Annotated in this window: 13 protein-coding genes; 10 read left to right on the top strand and 3 right to left on the bottom strand. The window is 71.1% G+C overall.

Annotated elements, in window-relative coordinates; all coding sequences use genetic code 11:
* Positions 1-140: 140 nt before the first annotated feature.
* The 8 genes from RMT89_RS01455 (at position 141) to RMT89_RS01415 (ending at position 8,947) form a co-directional block, all read left to right on the top strand.
* The gene (locus RMT89_RS01455) at positions 141-1,406 is read left to right on the top strand and encodes an N-6 DNA methylase (RefSeq protein WP_315882042.1); all 1,266 of its coding nucleotides are present in this window, start codon (positions 141-143) and stop codon (positions 1,404-1,406) included.
* A gap of 386 nt (positions 1,407-1,792) precedes the next feature.
* Entirely contained in the window at positions 1,793-3,499 is a 1,707-nt protein-coding gene (locus RMT89_RS01450) for a fatty acyl-AMP ligase (protein WP_315882041.1), read from the top strand.
* 107 nt (positions 3,500-3,606) lie between these two features.
* Positions 3,607-4,437 (top strand): BTAD domain-containing putative transcriptional regulator, encoded by an 831-nt coding sequence (locus RMT89_RS01440; RefSeq protein ID WP_399497419.1) that lies wholly within the window; start codon positions 3,607-3,609, stop codon positions 4,435-4,437.
* Positions 4,334-5,455 carry an acyltransferase domain-containing protein gene (locus RMT89_RS01435; RefSeq protein WP_315882040.1) on the top strand — a complete coding sequence of 374 codons (1,122 nt, stop codon included), beginning with the start codon at positions 4,334-4,336 and terminating at the stop codon, positions 5,453-5,455. The genes RMT89_RS01440 and RMT89_RS01435 overlap by 104 nt, the downstream gene beginning before the upstream one ends.
* 335 nt (positions 5,456-5,790) lie before the next feature.
* Entirely contained in the window at positions 5,791-7,455 is a 1,665-nt protein-coding gene (locus tag RMT89_RS01430) for an acyl-CoA dehydrogenase family protein (RefSeq protein ID WP_315882039.1), read from the top strand.
* A 17-nt stretch (positions 7,456-7,472) separates the two neighbouring features.
* On the top strand, positions 7,473-7,775 hold the full coding sequence (locus RMT89_RS01425; RefSeq protein WP_315882038.1) for a phosphopantetheine-binding protein: 303 nt from the start codon (positions 7,473-7,475) through the stop codon (positions 7,773-7,775).
* Positions 7,775-8,593, top strand: a complete 819-nt coding sequence (locus tag RMT89_RS01420; protein ID WP_315882037.1) for a 4'-phosphopantetheinyl transferase superfamily protein — start codon at positions 7,775-7,777, stop codon at positions 8,591-8,593. The genes RMT89_RS01425 and RMT89_RS01420 overlap by 1 nt, the downstream gene beginning before the upstream one ends.
* Positions 8,594-8,677: 84 nt before the next feature.
* Complete coding sequence (locus tag RMT89_RS01415) at positions 8,678-8,947, top strand: acyl carrier protein (RefSeq protein WP_315882036.1); 270 nt, start codon at positions 8,678-8,680, stop codon at positions 8,945-8,947.
* Between the two features lie 147 nt (positions 8,948-9,094).
* On the opposite strand, the gene RMT89_RS01410 is transcribed toward RMT89_RS01415, so the two are convergent.
* From RMT89_RS01410 to RMT89_RS01400, 3 genes are all read right to left on the bottom strand, one after another.
* Positions 9,095-10,438 carry an NAD(P)/FAD-dependent oxidoreductase gene (locus tag RMT89_RS01410; RefSeq protein ID WP_315882035.1) on the bottom strand — a complete coding sequence of 448 codons (1,344 nt, stop codon included), beginning with the start codon at positions 10,436-10,438 and terminating at the stop codon, positions 9,095-9,097.
* Between the two features lie 25 nt (positions 10,439-10,463).
* Positions 10,464-10,739 carry an acyl carrier protein gene (locus RMT89_RS01405; RefSeq protein WP_186286218.1) on the bottom strand — a complete coding sequence of 92 codons (276 nt, stop codon included), beginning with the start codon at positions 10,737-10,739 and terminating at the stop codon, positions 10,464-10,466.
* A gap of 80 nt (positions 10,740-10,819) precedes the next feature.
* Positions 10,820-11,581, bottom strand: a complete 762-nt coding sequence (locus RMT89_RS01400; protein ID WP_315882034.1) for an alpha/beta fold hydrolase — start codon at positions 11,579-11,581, stop codon at positions 10,820-10,822.
* Positions 11,582-12,160: 579 nt separating this feature from the next.
* Here RMT89_RS01400 and RMT89_RS01395 point away from each other — a divergent pair.
* Complete coding sequence (locus RMT89_RS01395; protein ID WP_315882033.1) at positions 12,161-12,454, top strand: acyl carrier protein; 294 nt, start codon at positions 12,161-12,163, stop codon at positions 12,452-12,454.
* On the top strand, positions 12,447-18,461 hold the full coding sequence (locus RMT89_RS01390; RefSeq protein WP_315882032.1) for a polyketide synthase: 6,015 nt from the start codon (positions 12,447-12,449) through the stop codon (positions 18,459-18,461). The genes RMT89_RS01395 and RMT89_RS01390 overlap by 8 nt, the downstream gene beginning before the upstream one ends.
* Position 18,462 lies beyond the last annotated feature (1 nt).

The raw sequence follows: 18,462 nt of genomic DNA, 5'->3' as shown, positions 1-18,462 counted from the left end.
CGGTGATCCACCGCCCGCGTCCACAGCTTGGAGGGGACAGGGTGCCGGAGGAGTGGATACGGACTCTCGTGTCGGACTTTGGGTCCGAGTGCAGGGAGCGTCTGCGGGTCAGCGACACGGAGGCGTCCATCAGCTTGCCGGTGGCGAAGCTGGTGGAGACATTCGGGGCGCGCTGGAAGCTGCGTCCTCGCCTTCATCCTGAGTATTCCTTGCCCGAGGCCCGGGTGCGTCCGGATTACGCGGTGGAGACATCGGGGCGCATCACCGGGTTCCTCGAGCTGAAGGCCCCGGGGCACGACGTCACGCCTGACGGCTTCACGAAGCGGGACCGGGAGCAGTGGGAGCTGATGCGCCGACTGCCGAATGTGCTGTATAGCAACGGTCACACCTGGTGCCTGTACCGAGGCGGGTCGCGGCCTCTGCGCACGGTTCGGCTCGAAGGTGATCTGTACCGGTCCGGCAGCCGGTTGCGTATCAGTGCAGCCGATGGAGCGGCGTTTCCGGATCTGTTGCGGGACTTTCTCGGGTGGCAGCCCCGACGCATCACGACTGTTGGCCAGTTGGTGTCGTCTATCGCTCCGCTGTGTCAGTACTTGCGCGAGGAGGTGCTGGAGCAGCTCGCCCTCGAACGCAGAACGCCAGACGGTACTCGCAGCCGACGACTTGTCCCCAAGCCGTTCACCGCCTTGGCACACCACTGGAGCAAGGTGCTCTTCCCCTCAACCGATGGGCAAGACCCCGATCACCTCTTCGCCGACCGTTACACCCAGACGATCGCCTTCGCCCTGCTGCTGGCCCGTATCGAGAACGTACCGCTCGCCGACCGCAACTTCGTTGATGTTGCACATGAGTTGAAGGCAGAGAACACGGTCATGGGTCGAGCCCTGCAGTTGCTGACGGAGACGGTGGACGCCGAGTTCGCCCGCCGAATCGACACGCTCGTGCAGGTCATCGACGCTGTCGACTGGGAGGCGATCCGAGCACGGACGCCCGACGCCCACGTTCATCTCTACGAGGATTTCCTCCAGGAGTTCGACCGCGATCTGCGTAAACGCTCCGGCACGTACTACACCCCGCCCCGTCTGGTGAAGGAGATGGTTCGCTTCACCGACGCAGTCCTGCGTACCCGCCTGGGCTGTGTGGAGGGCTTCGCCGACGAGCAGGTGACGATCGTCGACCCTGCGATGGGCACCGGCACGTTCCTCAGCGAGATTATCGACAGGGTCGCCGAAGAACGCTCCCGCCGCGGGGAGGGTTTCCGCGGCGAAGCGGTGGAACAGCTGGCGGGACGGCTGATCGGCTTCGAGCGTCAGATGGCCGCCTACGCGGTCGCCCAGATGAGAATCACCCAGACCCTCCGTAAGCAAGTCACCGACACTCAACTCGGTCGTCGGACCCCGCGCTGAAGGGTGGCTCGGTCGGTTCTCGGCCCCGCCCCGGCCCTCGGTGGAGATCGAAGAGGGGTTCGATCGCGGCCAAGTCGTGAGTTTCGCGAATCCGTTGTGATCCGGACGGCGGGACTCCGAGCGATACTTGCCAAGTTCAGCGTGGGTGCGGTGGGGAATCGCGGACAGGATCCGACCGGATCGATTCCTCAACACGTCATGAATTACCCGTACCGCGACGGCATCTTCCCTCGTTATGATGCGGTCTCATGCAGCTGGCACCCGTCTGGGGGTCAAGGAGAGGTCATGCGTTCCTTGAGCGTCGGCCGTTAGCTTCGCGCCATTGAGTCGAACGGGGGCGGTTCGAAATGGGTGGTTTTCTTGGCGCATTACGACGTCGCATGGAGGTGGCGGATCCCAGCCGCGAGGCCTTCAGCTTCGTCGGCGCCGAGTCAGCCCCGCCCCGTGACGGTGGATCAGGATCACCGGTCAGGAGATTGACGTACGGCGAACTCGACCGCCAGGCACGGCAGCTGGCGGCCTGGGTCCAGTCGCGGGGCGGTGCCGGGCAGCGTGTCCTGCTGCCGCACTGCGAGGGTCCGCTGCAGATCGCCGCGCTGCTCGGGTGCTTCTACGCCGGAGCCACCGCGGTGCCCTGTCCGTCCCCGCTGGACGGCGGGCGCAATGTCCGCCGGCTGACCGCTGTCGCCAAGGACGCCGACGTGGGTCTGGCCCTCGCCGACTCCGCCGTGGCGGCCGAGCTGTCCCGGCTCTTCGCGGGCAGCGACCTGGTGTGCCTCGCGGCGGACCGGGCGGCCCTGCCGAGCCCGGAGGACTGGCGGCCGACGGAGTCGGCGGAGGACGACATCGCCCTCATCCAGTACACGTCCGGCTCCGTGACCCAGGTGAAGGGCGTCCTGATCAGCCAGCGGAACCTGCTGGCCGGGCAGGAGGCCATCACCCGGGCGCTGGGGAGCGACGAGCACTCGGTGATCGGCGGCTGGCTGCCGCCGTATCACGACATGGGCCTGGTCGGGCAGTTGCTGCATCCGCTCCACCTCGGAGCCCGAGGCGTGCTCATGCCCGCCACCACGTTCGCCGCGCGGCCGCTCAGCTGGCTGCGGATGATCGAGACGTACGGCGTCACCGTGTCCGGCGGCCCGGACTACGCGTACGACATGTGTGTCCGGGCGGCGACGGACGCTGAGGTCGACCGGCTCGATCTGGCCTCCTGGCAGGTCGCCGTCAACGGCGCCGAACCCGTGCGGGAGGCCACCATGGCCGCCTTCGCGGAGCGGTTCGCCCCGGCCGGCTTCCGGCCCGAGGCGTTCTACCCGGCCTACGGGCTCGCCGAGGCGACCCTGCTGGTGACCGGCGGCACCCCGGGGCAGCGGCCCGTGGAGCGCGCGGCGGACCCCGCCGCGCTCGCCGCCGGCCGGATGACCGCACCGAAGAACGGCTCCCGCAGCCGGACCCTGGTCGGGGTCGGACGGCCGTGCGGGGTGGAGATACGTATCGTCGACCCGGAGACCCGGCAGGTTCTGGAGCCGGGGCGGGTGGGCGAGATATGGATCCGGGGCGAGAGCGTGGCGCCGGGTTACTGGCGGCGGCGTGCCGAGACCGAGGAGTGTTTCGGGGCGGTGACGTCCGCTCATGACGGATCGTTTTTGCGCAGCGGCGACCTGGGTGCCGTGGATGACCACGGCGAGCTGTTCGTGATCGGACGGCTCAAGGAAGGCGTCGTTGTCAACGGGGTCGATGTCGCGCCGGAGGACATCGAGACCTCGGTCCAGGGCCTGAACCCCGTGTTCGGGGTCACCGCGGCCGTCACCACGGGGGCGGAACGCGACCGGCTGATCGTGATCCAGGAAGTGCGCGAGAACGGCCTGCTCGACGGTGAACTGCCGTCGCTCGTCGAGGCCGTACAGACCCACCTCGATGGGGAGTTCGGGATCCCCGATGCCGTCATCCTGCTTGTCCGGCAGGGCGTGGTGCGGCGTACCACCAGTGGCAAACTCCAGCGCTCGGCCATGCGCGGGCTGCTGCGGAGCGGGGGCATCCGGCCGCTGTATCCGCAAATGCCCGCGTTCCAGGCCGACTTGAGTCCGAGTTGAGCTCACATCCAGGCACTCACCGGACCATCGCGTGACCATCACATCACCGAGCGGAACCCATGCTGCGGAACTTCAGCAGCGGAGTGCAGGCAACAGAGAGGATGCCGATGGACATCGAAGTGCTCGGCGCGTGCAGAGTGATGCAGACCGGCAAGTCTGTGGTGCCTTCCGCGGTCAAGCCACGCAAGGTTCTCGCAGTACTGGCCCTCAACCCTGACCGTCCCGTCTCTGTCGGGATGCTGGTGGAGGAGGTCTGGGGCGAGACCCCACCGCCCAGCGTCGCAACGACCCTGCAGACGTACATACTTCAACTACGCAACCTTATCACCTCCGCCATCGGAGGCCCATCGCCTGATATGCCTTTGGGCGCGAAAAGTGTGCTCGTGACCCAGCCCGGCGGGTATCTGCTGGAAACTCAGGGCGGTTCTGTCGATGTCCGGGAGTACGAGCGGCTCTCCGGCGGGGGTCATCGGGCCCTGGAGAAAGGGGACTACGAGGCGGCGGCGGACCTCTTCCGCAAGGCGCTGTCACTGTGGCGCGGGCCGGCTCTCGCCGACGTGGAGTGCGGGCGGGTGCTGGATGTCGAGGTGACCCGCCTGGAGGAGTCCCGGATGGGCATACTGTGCCGCCGTATCGAGGCGGACCTGCTCCTCGGGCGCCACCACGAGATCATCGGTGAGCTGTTCGGACTCGCCGCTCGGCACCCGCTGCACGAGGGGATTCATCTGCAGTTGATGCTCGCGCTGTACCGGGCGGGACGGCGGACCACGGCGCTGGAGGTCTACCAGCGGCTGCGGGACGTACTCGCCGGGGAGCTCGGGCTCGATCCGAGCTATGAACTGCAGTCGCTCCAGGGGGCGTTGCTCGACTCCTCCTCCGAACTACGGCTGGACCAGCCGCTCTCGCTCTTCAGAGTGCGAGCGCCGGGCCGGTACTGACGCACCGGTGCCGCCGGTCGCGCTGCTCCTGCCGGGAGCGGGAGCTCAGTACCCCGCCATGGCCTATGGCCTGTATCGGTACGAGCCCGCCTTCACCACGGCGATGGACACGGTGTTGGGTCTGCTGGGTTCGTCCGGGGAACGGTTGTACCGACTGTGGTCCTCCGGTGCGCGGTTGCGCACCGTGGCCGAGGTGCATCCGCTGCTGTTCGCGGTCTGCCACGCGCTCAGCGAGACGGTTCGGGACCGGGGGCTGCGCCTCGGCGCGGTCCTCGGTCAGAGTGTCGGCGAGCTTGTGGCCGCTGTCCAGACCGGGGTGCTGCCTCTGACGGACGCGGTGCGGCTTGTCGCCGTGCAGGCCGATGCGTTGGCCGGGGCGCCTGCGGGTGGGGCGCTCGCGGTTGCCGCGGCGCCGCCCGCGGTTTCGCCCTTCCTGCGGGGCGGGGCGGTGGTCGCGGCGTCCAACGGGCCCGGGCAGACTGTGGTGTCCGGGTCGGAGTTCGGACTCGCCGCCACTCGGCGGGCGCTGGAGATCGCCGGGTTGACGTGGATGCGGGTGCAGGTGCCCGCGGGGCTGCACGGGCCGCTGGTCGCGGACGCGTGCCGGGAGACGTTGCCGGCGTTCGAGGCGTCCGTGTTCGCCGTTCCTCATACGCCCCTGCTGTCCGGGAGTGCGGGTGGGCGGCCGGAGCCCGAGCGCGCCGTCGACCCCGAGTTCTGGGCGCTGCAGCCGTCGCGGCCGGTGTTGTTGGATGCCGCGCTTGCTCAACTGACCACTGTGGGCGCGCTGTTGTGTGCCGAGGTGGGTCCCGGGCACGGGCTTGCCGTGCAGGCTCGTCGGCATGGGCATCGGGCGGTGTCACTGCTCGACGGGTGTTTCGGGTCGCCGCACGAGGAGCGGGACCGGCTCAGGCAGGCGTTGGACTGTCTGGTGCTCGGGGATCCCGCGGAACGGCTGGATGACGCGCCGAGTGCGACGGTGGCGTGGTTGCGGCCGCCGGGCGGGGGGTCGATGTAGGCCTTGGGTGCGGCGTTCGGCCGCGGTGCGAGTGGGCGGGTTGTCGCTCGCCCGCGCTTGCGGGGTGCCGCTCTCTTCGGCAGCCGGAGCCGCCCTGCGGTACGACCGCCCGCAGCGGCGCAAGCTGTCCGGTGCCGCCGCTCGGCGGCCCCTGACCGGAACCCGGAACCTGAACTGGGCATATGCCGGTCCGGGGTGACTCCGTGCGGTCCACCAGGGCTTGAGCGGCGCGGCGGAGGCTTGGTTCGTTCTCGTGCGGTGGGGTGGGGTGGCCCGGCGTGCGGGGGTGGATCGGACCTACGGACCGCGAGGAGTGACACCCGGTGGAGCGAGCTGTGCGTGCGACCACGGCCGAGGGGCGGATCCGGAGCCGTGCGGACGAACTGGAGCGTGCCCTCGCTCCGTTCGGGAACGGGAACGGCGTGATCGGTTCGGAGCAGCTCGTACGGGCCGAACGCGCCCTGGACGACTGCGAGTTCGGGGCCGACTTCGTGCCCGCCGAGCTCGGTGGGCGGCTTGAGCGGATCGACGGGCTCGGGCGTGTGGTGCGGCCTGCCTGCCGACGCGATCTCTCGCTCGGGTTCGGGTACGGCCTCAACTGCTACTTCGCCGCGACCCCGGTGTGGACCGCCGGTGACTCCGCCCAACGGGAGTGGACCGCCGCGCTGCTCCTCGGCGGTGGGCGGATCGCCGTCGCCCGGCCCGCCGTCGCGCACGCCAATGACTTCGTGCGCGACGAGTTCGCGCTGCGCCGGACCGACCGCCGGCTGCGGCTCGACGGCGCCAAGACCGCCGTATGCAACTACGCACGCGCGCGTGGGATCACCGTCGTCGCGGGGACCGAGGACGGCTCGCACGAGGTGCTGCTCATCGACCGCGAGATCCTGCCCGAGGGCTCGCTGCGCACCCTCCACCGGTACCGCACCGTCGGTCTGGACGGCTGCGAGTTCGGCGGCCTGGAGTTCACCGGCTGCCCCGTGCCGGACGAGGCCGTGGTGGGTGCGGCAGGGCAGGGTATGGGACTGGTCGTCCGGTGCTCCGTCGTCACCCGCGCCCTGCTGCCGTCCGTGATGATCGCCGCCGGCGACACCACCCTGCGCACGGCCGTACGGTTCGCCGTGGAGCACCGGGCCGAGGACCCCTACGGCCCGCTCAGGTCGCCGTACGGACGCGATGTGCTGACCGGTGCCCTGCTGGACCTGCTGATCAGCGACAGCATCGCGCTGGCCGCCGCGCGCGGCATCCATCTGCTGCCCGACCGCGTGAGCGCCTGCGCCGCGGCCGCCGCCTACACCGTGCCCAAGCTCCTGCAGGACTCCGCGCACGATCTGTCCACCGTGCTGGGCGAGGCGTACTTCGACGTCAAGGGCCGCTACGGCGCCTTCGGCCGGATGGTGCGCGATCTGCCGCTGCTCGGCCAGGGCCACGCCGGCACCGCCGCCCGCCAGGCCATGCTGGTCGCCCAGCTCCCGCACCTGGCCCGCAACTCCTGGCTGGTCGACGACGAACCGCCGGCCGCGCTGCTGCGCCCCTGGGAGGACCTGCCGCCCGCCGACCTCGCCGCGCTGTCCCCGGCCGGCGTCTCCGATCCCGTCGTCCCCGTGCTGGCGGCCTGCGCCGGTGCCGACGGCGAGCTGGGCGAGCTCATCACCGCCTTCCTCGGCGAACTGCGCGAACTGCGCGACCGGTTCGCCAGGATCGCCCCCGGCGACGGACTGTCCACCCCGGACACCCTCGCCCTCACCGACCGCTACGCCCTGGTCTGCGCCGCCGCGGCCAGCCTCGGCGTCTGGCGTGAGCACCACAGTGCCCGGCCCGGCACCTTCCTGGCCGACCCCGCGTGGATCACCGGCGCGCTGCACAGGCTGGGCGTCCTGCTGGGGCTCGACGTACCGAAGGCTCCGCAGGAGTCCGTCGAGCGGCTGCTGTTCGACACGGTCATGGACCGCTACGAGCGGCGGCGTTCCTACGACCTGCACGAGACGTCTCTCGAAGCCTGACCGGAAGGAAACCGCCCATGAGCCACGGTGCGCACGCCGACGACACACACACCGGCAACTCGTCCGGCGATCTGATCTCCGCGGTGGTCCAGGCGGTGCGACGGGTCATCGACGACCCGGTGGCCGAGGTGGGCACGGACTCGCTCCTGCGCGAGGACCTGGGCTTCGACTCGGTCCTCATCATGCAGCTGAAGTACCGCGTCGAGCAGGCCGTCCCGGAGCTCGGCGAACTCTCCCTGCCCGACATGGTCGGCAGCATGACATCCGTGGGTTCCCTGGTCGCCTACCTGCGCGACCGTCTGGTGAAGGCGGCTGTCTGATGGCCGCTCCCACCGCCGGGGCCCCCGTGCTCGTGTCCGGCCCCGAGGGCCAGTGGGACGAGGTGCTCCGGCCCCTGGCCACGCGCGGCACCGTCGTGACCTACGGCAGAGTCGCCGACTGGCTTCCCGGGGAGACTGAAGAAAGGGTTCTGCGCCCGTTGCTCGGCCCCCGTGACTGGGCCCGCTTCCACCGGCTGAGCCACCGCCGGGTGCGGGAGGGCTTTCTCGCCTCCCGGCTGCTGCTGAAGCACACCGCGGCCCGGGTGCTGGCCAGCCGCCCCGAGGCGGTGGACCTGGCGTACAAGCCGGGCGGCCGGCCCTACTTGCGCGGCTGCGACCAGATCGACATCAGCCTCAGCCACACCGAGGAGGTCATGGTCGTCGGGGTGACCCGGCGCGGCCTGCTCGGTGTCGACGTGGAGCGCGCAGAGCGCCCGATGGTGGGCACCGGTGTGGAGTTCCAGGCCTGTACGCCGCACGAGCGAGCGCTGCTGGACTCGCTGCCCGAGCAGACCCGCAACAAGGCCCTGGTCCGGCTGTGGACGCTGAAGGAGGCGTACAGCAAGGCCATCGGCCAGGGGCTGCGCTTCCGGTTCACCGAGTTCGGCTTCACGCTCGACGACGCGCGTATCCGCCTCCAGCGGCCGGACGGCTCCCCGGGCACCGGCCCGGAGTGGAGCTTCGGCACCTACGCCCTGGAGTCCGACTACGTGGTGAGCGCCGCCCTGCGCGACGAGGGCTTCGGCGCCGCGGCGGACACCGCCGCCGACACCACGCTGGACCAGAGCCTGCTCGGCGTGCTGCTCGGCCGGCTCTGAACCACCAACTCCCCTTACTGCTGCACCACTTCCACTACCGCACCACTTCACCCTTCATGCGGTTCAACCTTCAAGGAGGCACCCATGGCCATGTCCGACTCCGCCGGCTTCACCCTCGACGATCTGCTCCGGCTCCTGCGCGAGAGCGCCGGCGTACCGGAGAGCATCGACCTGGAGGCCGACGACGTCCTGGACACGCCCTTCTACCGGCTCGGCTACGACTCGCTGGCCCTGCTCCAGGTCACCGGCCGGATCAAGCGTGAGTACGGGCTGCTGCTGCCCGACACGATCGTCGCCGACGCCCCGACCCCCCGGGCCCTGCTCACCGTCATCGCACAGGCACGTGCGGCCTGAAGCGGCGCGCGCTCCCTGCGCGCCGCTGCGCGGCCCGAGCGAAAAAGAGCCGGCCGCGTACCTTCCCGGAAGTTCCGGAGAAGGCACGCGGCCGGCTGTTGCGCTCCAGCTCCACCGCTCTCCCGGCTGGGGGAGGGCCGGGATCGATCAGAAGCTGGGCGCGGCGGTGGGGGACCTCAGCTGACCCAGGTACGGGTGCCACAGGTGCGTCGGGTCGCTCTCGACGGCCTCGATGATCTCCCACATCGCGGACAGCGCCCTCGGCTCCTCGTCGTCGTAGACGTCGCCCTGGAGCATCTTGAGGATGTCCAGACGGTAGCGGTCGTCCTGGACGAAGGCCGTGAACAGGATGTTGAGGCGGTAGTAGGCCTCGATGAAGCGGTGCCAGTAGCCCACCGCCTTGCGGAGCTTGCCCTCGTAGGCGGCGAAGCGCTCGTGCTTGAAGTCGCCGGCCTCGGCGGCGGCGATGATGTCCTTCGCCGCGAGCCGCGCGCTGTTGAGCGCCACGGAGACACCCGAGGAGAAGATCGGGTCCACGAAGCGGGCGGCGTCGCCGATCAGGACGTAGTTGTCGCCGGCGATCTGCTTCATGCCGTAGCTGTAGTCGCCCTCGGTCTTCATGGGCTTGACCTGCTCGCAGTTCTTGAGCACGTCGAGCAGCTCGGGACGGGAGGACACGGTGTCCCAGAAGTACTTCTCGCGGTCGCCGCCGTACTCCTGGAAGCGCTTCTTCTGGCTGACGACACCGATGGAGGTGATGGTGTCGGTGATCGGGATCTGCCAGACCCAGGTGTCGATGACCGGCAGGAAGTGGATGAAGATGTAGTCGGCCTGGTCCTTGTTGACGGCGAGGGCCTTGCGGTCCAGGCCCTCGAACCAGGTGTGCACGGCGTACTGGTTGAAGACCGGGTCCGGGACCTTGGTCTTGAGCTGGTTGCCCAGCCGGGTCTGCCGGCCACTTGCGTCGACGACCATCTTCACCGGGATGTGCGTCGACGAGGCGCCGACCTTCACCTCCACGACCGGCAGTTCGCCGTCGAAGTCGACCTTGCCGACCCGGACGCCCTGGAACACCTTGGCGCCCAGCTCCTCGGCGTGCTTGAGGAGGATGTGGTCGAACTTGCTGCGGTCGACGTGGAAGGTGTGGTCGCGGTCCACGCCGTCCTGGTCCCGCTCGCTGAACAGGACCTCCGCGGCGCGGAAGTCGTGGTTCAGGCCACGGAAGCCGTTGTGGTTGATGTCGCGGTCCTCGGCGGAGGTCCAGGCGGCACCGAACTTCTTGGGGAAGCCGGCGGCCTCGACCTTGTCCATGGCCCCTATCTCCAGGAGCACCGGGGTGGTGGCCGGGACCAGGGACTCGCCGACGTGCTCACGAGGAAAGTTCTCCGCCTCGAACACGGCCACGGACAGCCCGGCCTTGGCCAGGTACGAGGCCACGGTCGATCCCGCGGGGCCGCCGCCGATGACTGCGACGTCGAATTGTGCGTCCACGATGCTCTCTCTTCCTTCGGTCGGTTCAGGCAGCGGGCTGCGGGGCCAGGGAATGGACCATGTCCGTGATGGCCGCCAGGTTCGCGAAGTTCCGGCCGGTGATGTGGGTCGGGGGCACGACGACCCCCAACTCGGTACGGATGAACGAGAGCAGCAGCGAGGTGTTCATGGAGGTGAGGACGCTCCACTCCAGCAGCGGGGTGTCGTCCGTCAGCTCCGAAACCTCGCTCTCGCCGAGGAACTGCTGCTCGATGTACTCGCTGATCCTCTGACGGATCTCTTCATGGGACAGCGCCGCCACTGGGGCCTCCTGTTGGTCTCGGGCTTGGGCGTGGGGGGAGAGCCGTACAGCCGCCGATGCTGGGTGCTCGCGGTTGAGGTTCACTCGGCAACCGCTCGGGTGACCGCGGCACGGGCCGCCGGGAAGCGGCGCGCGGTGGCCGCGAACCGGGTCAGCCGGGCGCCCAGCGCGGCCCTGAACTCCGGTTCCTGGAGGAAGAAGTGGCCGCCGGAGACCAGGGTGAGGTCGAAGACCCCGGTGGTGATCCGGGACCAGGCGGCCATGGACGAGGCGTCGGTCAGGACGTCCTTGCGCCCGGCGAAGGCGGTCACCGGAACCGTCAGCCGGGGGCCCGGGGCGTGCGTGTAGGTCTCGACGACCTTCAGGTCGGTCCGGATCGCCGGAAGGTAGAACTTCAGCAGCTCCGGCTCGGCGAGCAGCGCCTCGGGCAGACCGCCGATCCGCTGCAGACCCTGTACGAAGCCGTCGTCGGGCAGATGGTGGAAGGGGCGGTGCGAGAGCGGCTCGGTGGGCCCGTTGCGCCCGGACACCAGCAGCAGCTCCGGCGGGGTGCCCTGGGCGGTCAGCGCCCGCGCGGCCTCGTAACCGAGCAGGGCGCCGAAGCTGTGCCCGTACAGGGCGTACGGCTCGTGCCGGCGCTCGCCGATCTGCCGTACCGCCTCCTCGGTCAGCGCGGACAGGCCGTGCAGCAGGGGTTCGCGGACCCGGGTGCCGTGCCCGGGCAGTTCCAGCGGTACGACCGTGACGTGGTCCGGCAGATCGGCCGAGAGCCGGATGTACGGATGCGCGCTGCCACCCGCGTGGGCCAGGCAGAACAGCGTCAGCTGTGGGTCGGTGGTCAAGGGAGGGTTTCCTTCCGTGCTCTAGGGGGTGTTTTGAAAGTCCTGTGCGGTGCCCGCGGTGTTCGGTGCGTGCCCTCGGCGTGCCGGACGAAGGCCCTCGTACTGGACGTACTTGGGTCTTTGGCCGGTGCGGCGAGGGTGCGTGCCGGGCGCCGTGGGTGCTGTGCGGGACTTTCAAAACACCCCCTAGGGCCTGTCTGACCATTCCCGTCGTTCGCCCGGAGCGCGGCAGGCGGGAATGGTCAGACAGGCCCTAAGGGAGGTCGGCGGACCTTGTTCGACGGCGATCGCAACAGGACGCGCTCAAGCCGCCGTCAACAGGTGTTCGAGAGGGGAGGGGGTACGTCCGCCCGCTCCTGGCCGGAAGGCAGCGTCCCGCCGCGGTCGCCGACGGGCAGGCCAGAGCCCGTCGTTCGACGGGTCGGACGCACTCGACTCCCCGAAGCCGTCCGTCCGTTCGTCCGCCGAGCGCGTTCCCGCGGGGGCGAACATCGGCCATCCTCGCGCTCTCTCAAGGGCGTCTTGAGTCGGTCTCCCTACCGTCGCTTTCGGCCGCACTTGAGGGAGAGAGGTGCCACGGTGAGCGGACCTGCGAGGGAGATCACTTCCGAAGCGGTGGAGAACTGGCTGGTGGAGCAGATAGCCCAAAGGACCTTGCTGCCCCCGGCGATGGTGTCGGTCCACCTGTGCTTCGACGAGTTCGACATCGACTCCGCCGACAGCCTGGTGATCACCACGGCCCTGGCGGACTGGCTCGGCGACGAGGTTGACCCGCGTGCACTCGTCCGGCATCCGACGATCCGGTCGCTCGCCGGATACCTGGCCGGCCGACGTGGCCAGGTCACAACGGGAGGTACTCCGGTCCATGGCTGAGAACCGACGGTACGAGCCGCGCCCCGACGACATCGCCGTCGTCGGGGCCGGTTGCCGCTTCCCCGGCGGCGTACGCGACCTCGACGGGCTGTGGCGGGTGCTGATGGACGGCGTGGACGTCATCACGCCGGTGCCCGCCGACCGTTGGAGCGACGACTTCCACCACGCCGACCGGCACAACCCGGGCACCACCTACTGCCGTGAGGGCGGATTCCTCGACGAGATCGACCGGTTCGACGCCGACTACTTCGGCGTCTCCCCGCGCGAGGCCCGGGGCATGGACCCCCAGCAGCGGCTGCTGCTTGAGGTGTGCTCCGAGGCCATGGAGGACGCGGGCCTGCCGCGCGGCGGCTGGGAGGGCAGCCGGACCAGCGTCCACATGGGCATCCTCGGCTCCGACTATCTGCTGCTGCACGCGCGGACCTCCGGGATCCGCGCCATCGACCCGTACTTCGCCTCCGGCAAGGAGTTCAGCTTCGCCGCCGGACGCATCGCCTACACCTTCGGGCTGCACGGTCCCGCGATGACCGTCAACACCGCCTGCTCGTCCTCGCTGGTCGCGGTCCACCTGGCCTGCCAGGCACTGCGCAGCGGCGAGGCCGACACGGCGCTGGCGGGCGGCGTGAACGTGATCGTCGCGCCCGAACTCTCCGTTTTCATGGGCAAGGTGCAAGCGCTGTCCCCCACCGGACGGTGCCGCCCCTTCGACGCCCGCGCCGACGGCATCGTCCGCGGCGAGGGCTGCGGTGTCGTCGTGCTCAAGCGCTACGCCGACGCCGTGCGCGACCACGACCGCATCCACGGGCTGATCCGCGGCTCGGCCGTCAACCAGGACGGCCGCAGCGCCGGACTGACCGCACCCAACGCCCTCGCCCAGCAGGACCTGCTGCGCGCGGCGCTGGCGTCGGCGTCCGTCCCGCCCGAGGAGCCGGTGTTCGTGGAGGCGCACGGCACCGGCACCCCGCTCGGGGACCCGCTGGAGATCTCCGCGCTCACCGAGGTGCTCGGCCGCGTCCGGCCCCCGGAGGAGCCGCTCCTGGTCGGCTCCCACAAGGCGCACTTCGGACACATGGACTCCGCCGCCGGTATCGCCGGGCTCCTGAAGACCCTGCTGGTGCTGCGGCACCGCACGGTCCCGGGGCAGATCCACCATGTCTACCCGGCCCCGATGATCGACTGGGAGTCCTCCGGGACCCTCGTCCCGGTGGAGCACGTACGGCTGCCCGGCGAGGACCTTCCGCTGACCGCGGGAGTGAGCGCTTTCGGCCTCTCCGGCACCAACGCGCACGTGGTCCTCGGCAGCGCGCCGCAGACCACGGCCACCACCGACACCCCCGCCGGACCGCACACCCTCCTCGTCTCCGCGACCACCGCGGAGGGACTGCGCAGGCTGGCCGCCGACTACGCCGGAGCGCTCGCCGACCCGGTCGGACCGGTCGCGGCCGCCTCCGCCGTGCGCCGCACCCACCTCAAGCACCGGATCGCCGTCGTCGGCAAGGACGCCGCCGAACTCACCGCGGCGCTCGCCGACGCCGAGGGCAGCCGGGCGGCCGAGAACCCGCCGAAGCTCGTCCACGTCTTCTCCGGGCAGGGCTCGCAGTGGCCGCGCATGGGCCTCGACCTCGCCGAGACCGAGCCCGTGGTCCGCGAGACCCTCGACGACTGCGACGACCTGCTCCTCTCCGAAGCCGGCTGGTCCCTGTACGACGTGCTGCGCGACCCCGACCCGGCCCGGGTGAAGGCCACCGACGTCGCCCAGCCCGCCATCTTCGCGATCCAGGTCGCGCTGGGCCGCCTCTGGCAGTCCTGGGGAGTCCGCCCCGACGCGGTGATCGGCCACAGCATGGGCGAGGTCGCCGCCGCCCACATGGCCGGCGCGCTCGAACTGGAGGACGCCGTACGGCTGGTGGCCCACCGCGGCCGGCTGATGCACCGTGCCGCCGGCACCGGCCGGATGGCCAACGTCGAGCTCGGCGCGGACCAGGTCCGCGAGCGGCTCGCCGCCCGCCACCCCGAGGTGGTCGTCGCCACCGAGAACGGGCCCGCCTCCGTCGTCATCGCCGGACCCAAGGAGGCCGTCGAGGCCGCGGTCCGGGAACTCGCCGACGACGGCGTGAACGTGGTGGCGCTCCCGGTCGACTACGCCTTCCACTCGCCGCTGATGCAGCCCTACGCCGACGAACTCGCCGAACTGCTGGACGGCTTGACGCCCAGTACGCCCGCGGTGCGGTTCCTGTCCACCGCGCTGCCGGGCCAGGACGTCCCGCTGGACGCCGCCTACTGGAGCGCCAACCTGCGCGAGCCGGTGCGGCTGTGGCCCGTCGTGGACGCGCTGCTGGCCGAGGGCGAGACGGCGTTCGTCGAGATCGGCGCGCACCCCGTGCTGTCCCGACCGCTCCAGTCCGCCCTCGCCCACCGCGAGCGGCGCGGACCGGTCGTCTCCTCGCTGGTCCGGGGCCAGGACGGCCCGACCGTGCTGGCCCGCTCCCGGGCCACGCTGCACGAGGCCGGCATCGACATCGACTGGGCCACCGCGCACGGTTCACCGGTGCGCCCGGTGACGCTGCCGCCGCACCGCTGGGCCGACGAGCGGTTCTGGCTGGACGGCGTGGAGCGCGGCGAGCAGGGCTCGGGCCCGGCGGCCGACCTGGACGGACTGCGGGCCGAGGTGCGGCTGGTGGACGCGAGCGGGCGGGTGGTCGCGGAGCTGACGCCTGCGGCGCCGACGCCGAGGCCGGCGACCATGGTCGCTCCGGTCACGGCCGCCGCCGCGGCTCCGGCTCCCGTGGAGGAGCCTGTCGAGGAGGCCGCGCCGGTCGCCCACGACCGGGAGTACGTGGCGTCCACCGTGCACGCCATGCTCCTCAAGGTCCTCGGCCACAGCCCGCGCAAGCGGCTGCCGCGTACCCGGGGGTTCTTCGAGCTGGGGATCGACTCGATCTCCGTCGCGGAGTTCGCGCGGCGGGTGGCGGAGAAGCTCCATGTCGCGGTTGACGGGGCGGATGCGCTGGCGCACGGCACGATCGAGGGGTTCACCGACTACATCATGACGTTGGTGCCTGAGCCGGGGCACGCCGAGGTGAGTGCCGAGACCGGTGGCGGGGCGGGTACGGCGCCGTCCGGGCCGGGCGCGCCCCGCGCCGGAGCCGCAGACGGATACAGCTCCGCGCCCCCTGGCGGCGCTGGTGAACAGGGCGTTTCGAAGGAGCCGGTCCCCGCTCCGGAACCTGCCGACGCCTTCGACGACGGCACCGTCGAGCCCATCGCCATCGTCGGAATCGGATGCCGCCTCCCCGGTGGTGTCGCCGGGCCCGAGGACTTCTGGCGGCTGCTCGACCAGCGGGTCGACGCCAGTGGTGAGGTGCCCGCCGAGCGGTGGGACACCGTCGCCTTCGACGGTGTGCCGACCCGGGGGTCCTTCCTCGGGGCGGTCGACGGGTTCGACAACTCCTTCTTCCGGATCTCGCCCCGCGAGGCCCGCACCATGGACCCGCAGCAGCGGCTGTTCCTGGAGGTGGCGTGGGAGGCGCTGGAGGACGCCGGGGTTCCGGCCGACCGGATCGGCGGCACCCGTACCGGCGTGTTCGTGGGTCTGAACACCACCGACTACCAGCAGCTGGTGACCCGCCGCGAGTCCGACGTGGACCTGTACTACGGCACCGGCAACTCCTTCAGCGCGACGGCGGGCCGGATCTCGTACTTCCTGGGACTGCGCGGCCCGAGCATCGCCGTGGACACCGCCTGCTCCTCCTCCCTCACCGCCGTGCACCTGGCCTGCCAGAGCCTGCGCGCGGGGGAGAGCCGGCTGGCGCTGGCCGGCGGGGTGAACGTGATGGCCACCCCGACGGTCTTCCTCTCCATGGGGGCGGCCGGGGCGCTCGCCCCCGACGGACGGTGCAAGACCTTCGACGACTCCGCCGACGGCTACGGCCGGGGCGAGGGCGCGGGTGTGGTCATCCTCAAGAAACTCTCGACCGCGCTGCGCGACGGTGACCGGGTGTACGCGATCATCCGCGGCAGCGCGGTCAACCAGGACGGGGCCAGCGGCGGATTCACCGTGCCCAGCGGCACCGCCCAGGAAGAGGTCATCCTCACCGCGCTCGACCAGGCCGGGATCGAACCGCACGAGGTCTCCTACGTCGAGGCGCACGGCACCGGCACCCGGCTCGGCGACGCCGTCGAACTGCGGGCGCTGGCCGGGGCGTTGGGAACCGGGCGCCCCGCCGATCAGCCGCTCGTCGTGGGCTCGGTGAAGACCAACGTCGGCCATCTGGAGGCCGCCGCCGGAGTCACCGGACTGATCAAGACGGTGCTGGCGCTGGGCCGGGAGCGCATCCCCGCCCAGCTCCACCTGTCCGAGCCGACCCGCCAACTGGACTGGGCGAAGCTGCCGTTGAACGTGGCCGCGGACCCCGTACCGTGGCCGCGCGGCGAACAGCCCAGGATCGCGGGCATCAGCGCGTTCGGCTTCACCGGCACCAACGCCCACGTCCTGGTCCAGGAGGCCCCCGAGCAGCCGCGGACTCCGGCCGCGCCCCGGCCCGTACGGCCCTGTGTGCTGACCGTGTCCGCCGCGACACCGGACGCCCTGACCGCCGCGGTGGCCCTGATGCGCGAGCGCGTCGCCGCCGCCGCCGACAGCGAACTCGCCGACCTGTGCTGGACGTCGGGCGCCCGCCGCGCCCACCTCGCGCACCGGATCACCGCCGTCGGACGGACCCGCGACGAACTCCTCGCCGCCCTGGACCGGGCCCGCCCGGTGCAGGCCCGTGACGAGGCGTCGGTGCTGTTCGTCTACGGCCGCACCCCCGCCGACATGTCGGCCTGCGAGGAGGCGCTGGCCGGCGACCCGGAGGCCGCCGAGACCTATCGCGCGACCCTCGCCGAGGCACGCGAGGCGCTGCGCGCCGAACTCGGCGAGCCGGAGGGCCCGCCCCACCCGGGCAGCGTGGAGCAGGCCGGTGAGGTGTTCGCGGGCCAGCTCGCCACCACCGCCCTGTGGACGACGCTCGGTGTGCAGCCCGACGCGGTCGTCGGCTGGGACATCGGGGAGTACGCCGCCGCCGTGGTCGCGGGCGACCTCACGCTGCTGAACGCGGTACGGCTGCTCGCGGCCGGGGTGCCCGTCCCCGCCCAGCCCGACGGGGCGCGGGTGGCCCGCCACTCCGCCGCGGACGGCTGGTCCTCGCTGGCCAACGAGGTCATCGTGGCCGGCACCGACGTCCTGCTGGACATCGGCACCGGCAGCCGGGCGATCCGGATGCTGGGCGCCGCCCTGGACGCGGCCGCCGAACCCGGCGAGAACGTCCCGGCCCAGCTCACCGCGCCGCGCCGGCGCCAGCCCAGCGGCGTCGAGAAGGCCTACCTCGGCCCGGTCGAACTGCTGGAACTGGCGGCCGCGTTGCACGCCCACGGGGTGAGCGTCGACTGGGACCGGCTGGTGCCGGGACCGCACCGGCCGGTGCCGCTGCCCGCCTACCCCTGGCAGCGCAAGGCCTATTGGGTGGACACTGCGTACTCGGCGGAACCCCGGCCGCAGTCCGAGCCGCAGTCCGCGGCCGAGACCGTACCGGAACCCGCCGGTGACCTCGCCACCGAACTGCTCGCGCTGTCGCCCGACCGGCGGCAGGAGCGGCTCGTCGACCTGCTGCTCAAGCTCGTCGCGCAGGTGCTGGGCGAGGAGGCCGACGTCGCCCCGGACCAGGGCTTCTTCGACCTCGGTATGGACTCGGTGCTCTCGCAGGATCTCAAGCAGCGCGCCGAGCGCGAGCTGGGCCTCGAACTGCCCGGCACCGTCATGTTCGAGTGCCCCAACGTCACGTCCTTCGCCCGCTTCGTCCTCGACGAGGTGCTCACCGAACCGCAGGACCAGACCGAACCCGCCGCGGCGACCGCAGCCCCGGAGGAACCGGCCGAAGATCTCGCAGACCTCGACGACGACTCCCTGCTGAGCCGTCTCGACGACGCGCTGGCGTCGTCCGAAGCCCTGTTGACCGAGGGAGACTGAC

Source organism: Streptomyces sp. P17, assembly GCF_032436805.1.
Lineage (GTDB): Bacteria > Actinomycetota > Actinomycetes > Streptomycetales > Streptomycetaceae > Streptomyces.
Note: the sequence above shows the minus strand (reverse complement) of the source record. Positions and strands in the feature narration are given on the sequence as shown.

Excerpts from the sequence above, each read along its gene's own strand:
- RMT89_RS01440 (WP_399497419.1), top strand. The coding sequence starts at position 3,607 with ATGGACATCGAAGTGCTCGGCGCGTGCAGAGTGATGCAGACCGGCAAG.
- RMT89_RS01435 (WP_315882040.1), top strand. The coding sequence starts at position 4,334 with ATGAACTGCAGTCGCTCCAGGGGGCGTTGCTCGACTCCTCCTCCGAAC.
- RMT89_RS01425 (WP_315882038.1), top strand. The coding sequence starts at position 7,473 with ATGAGCCACGGTGCGCACGCCGACGACACACACACCGGCAACTCGTCC.
- RMT89_RS01420 (WP_315882037.1), top strand. The coding sequence starts at position 7,775 with ATGGCCGCTCCCACCGCCGGGGCCCCCGTGCTCGTGTCCGGCCCCGAG.
- RMT89_RS01415 (WP_315882036.1), top strand. The coding sequence starts at position 8,678 with ATGGCCATGTCCGACTCCGCCGGCTTCACCCTCGACGATCTGCTCCGG.
- RMT89_RS01390 (WP_315882032.1), top strand. The coding sequence starts at position 12,447 with ATGGCTGAGAACCGACGGTACGAGCCGCGCCCCGACGACATCGCCGTC.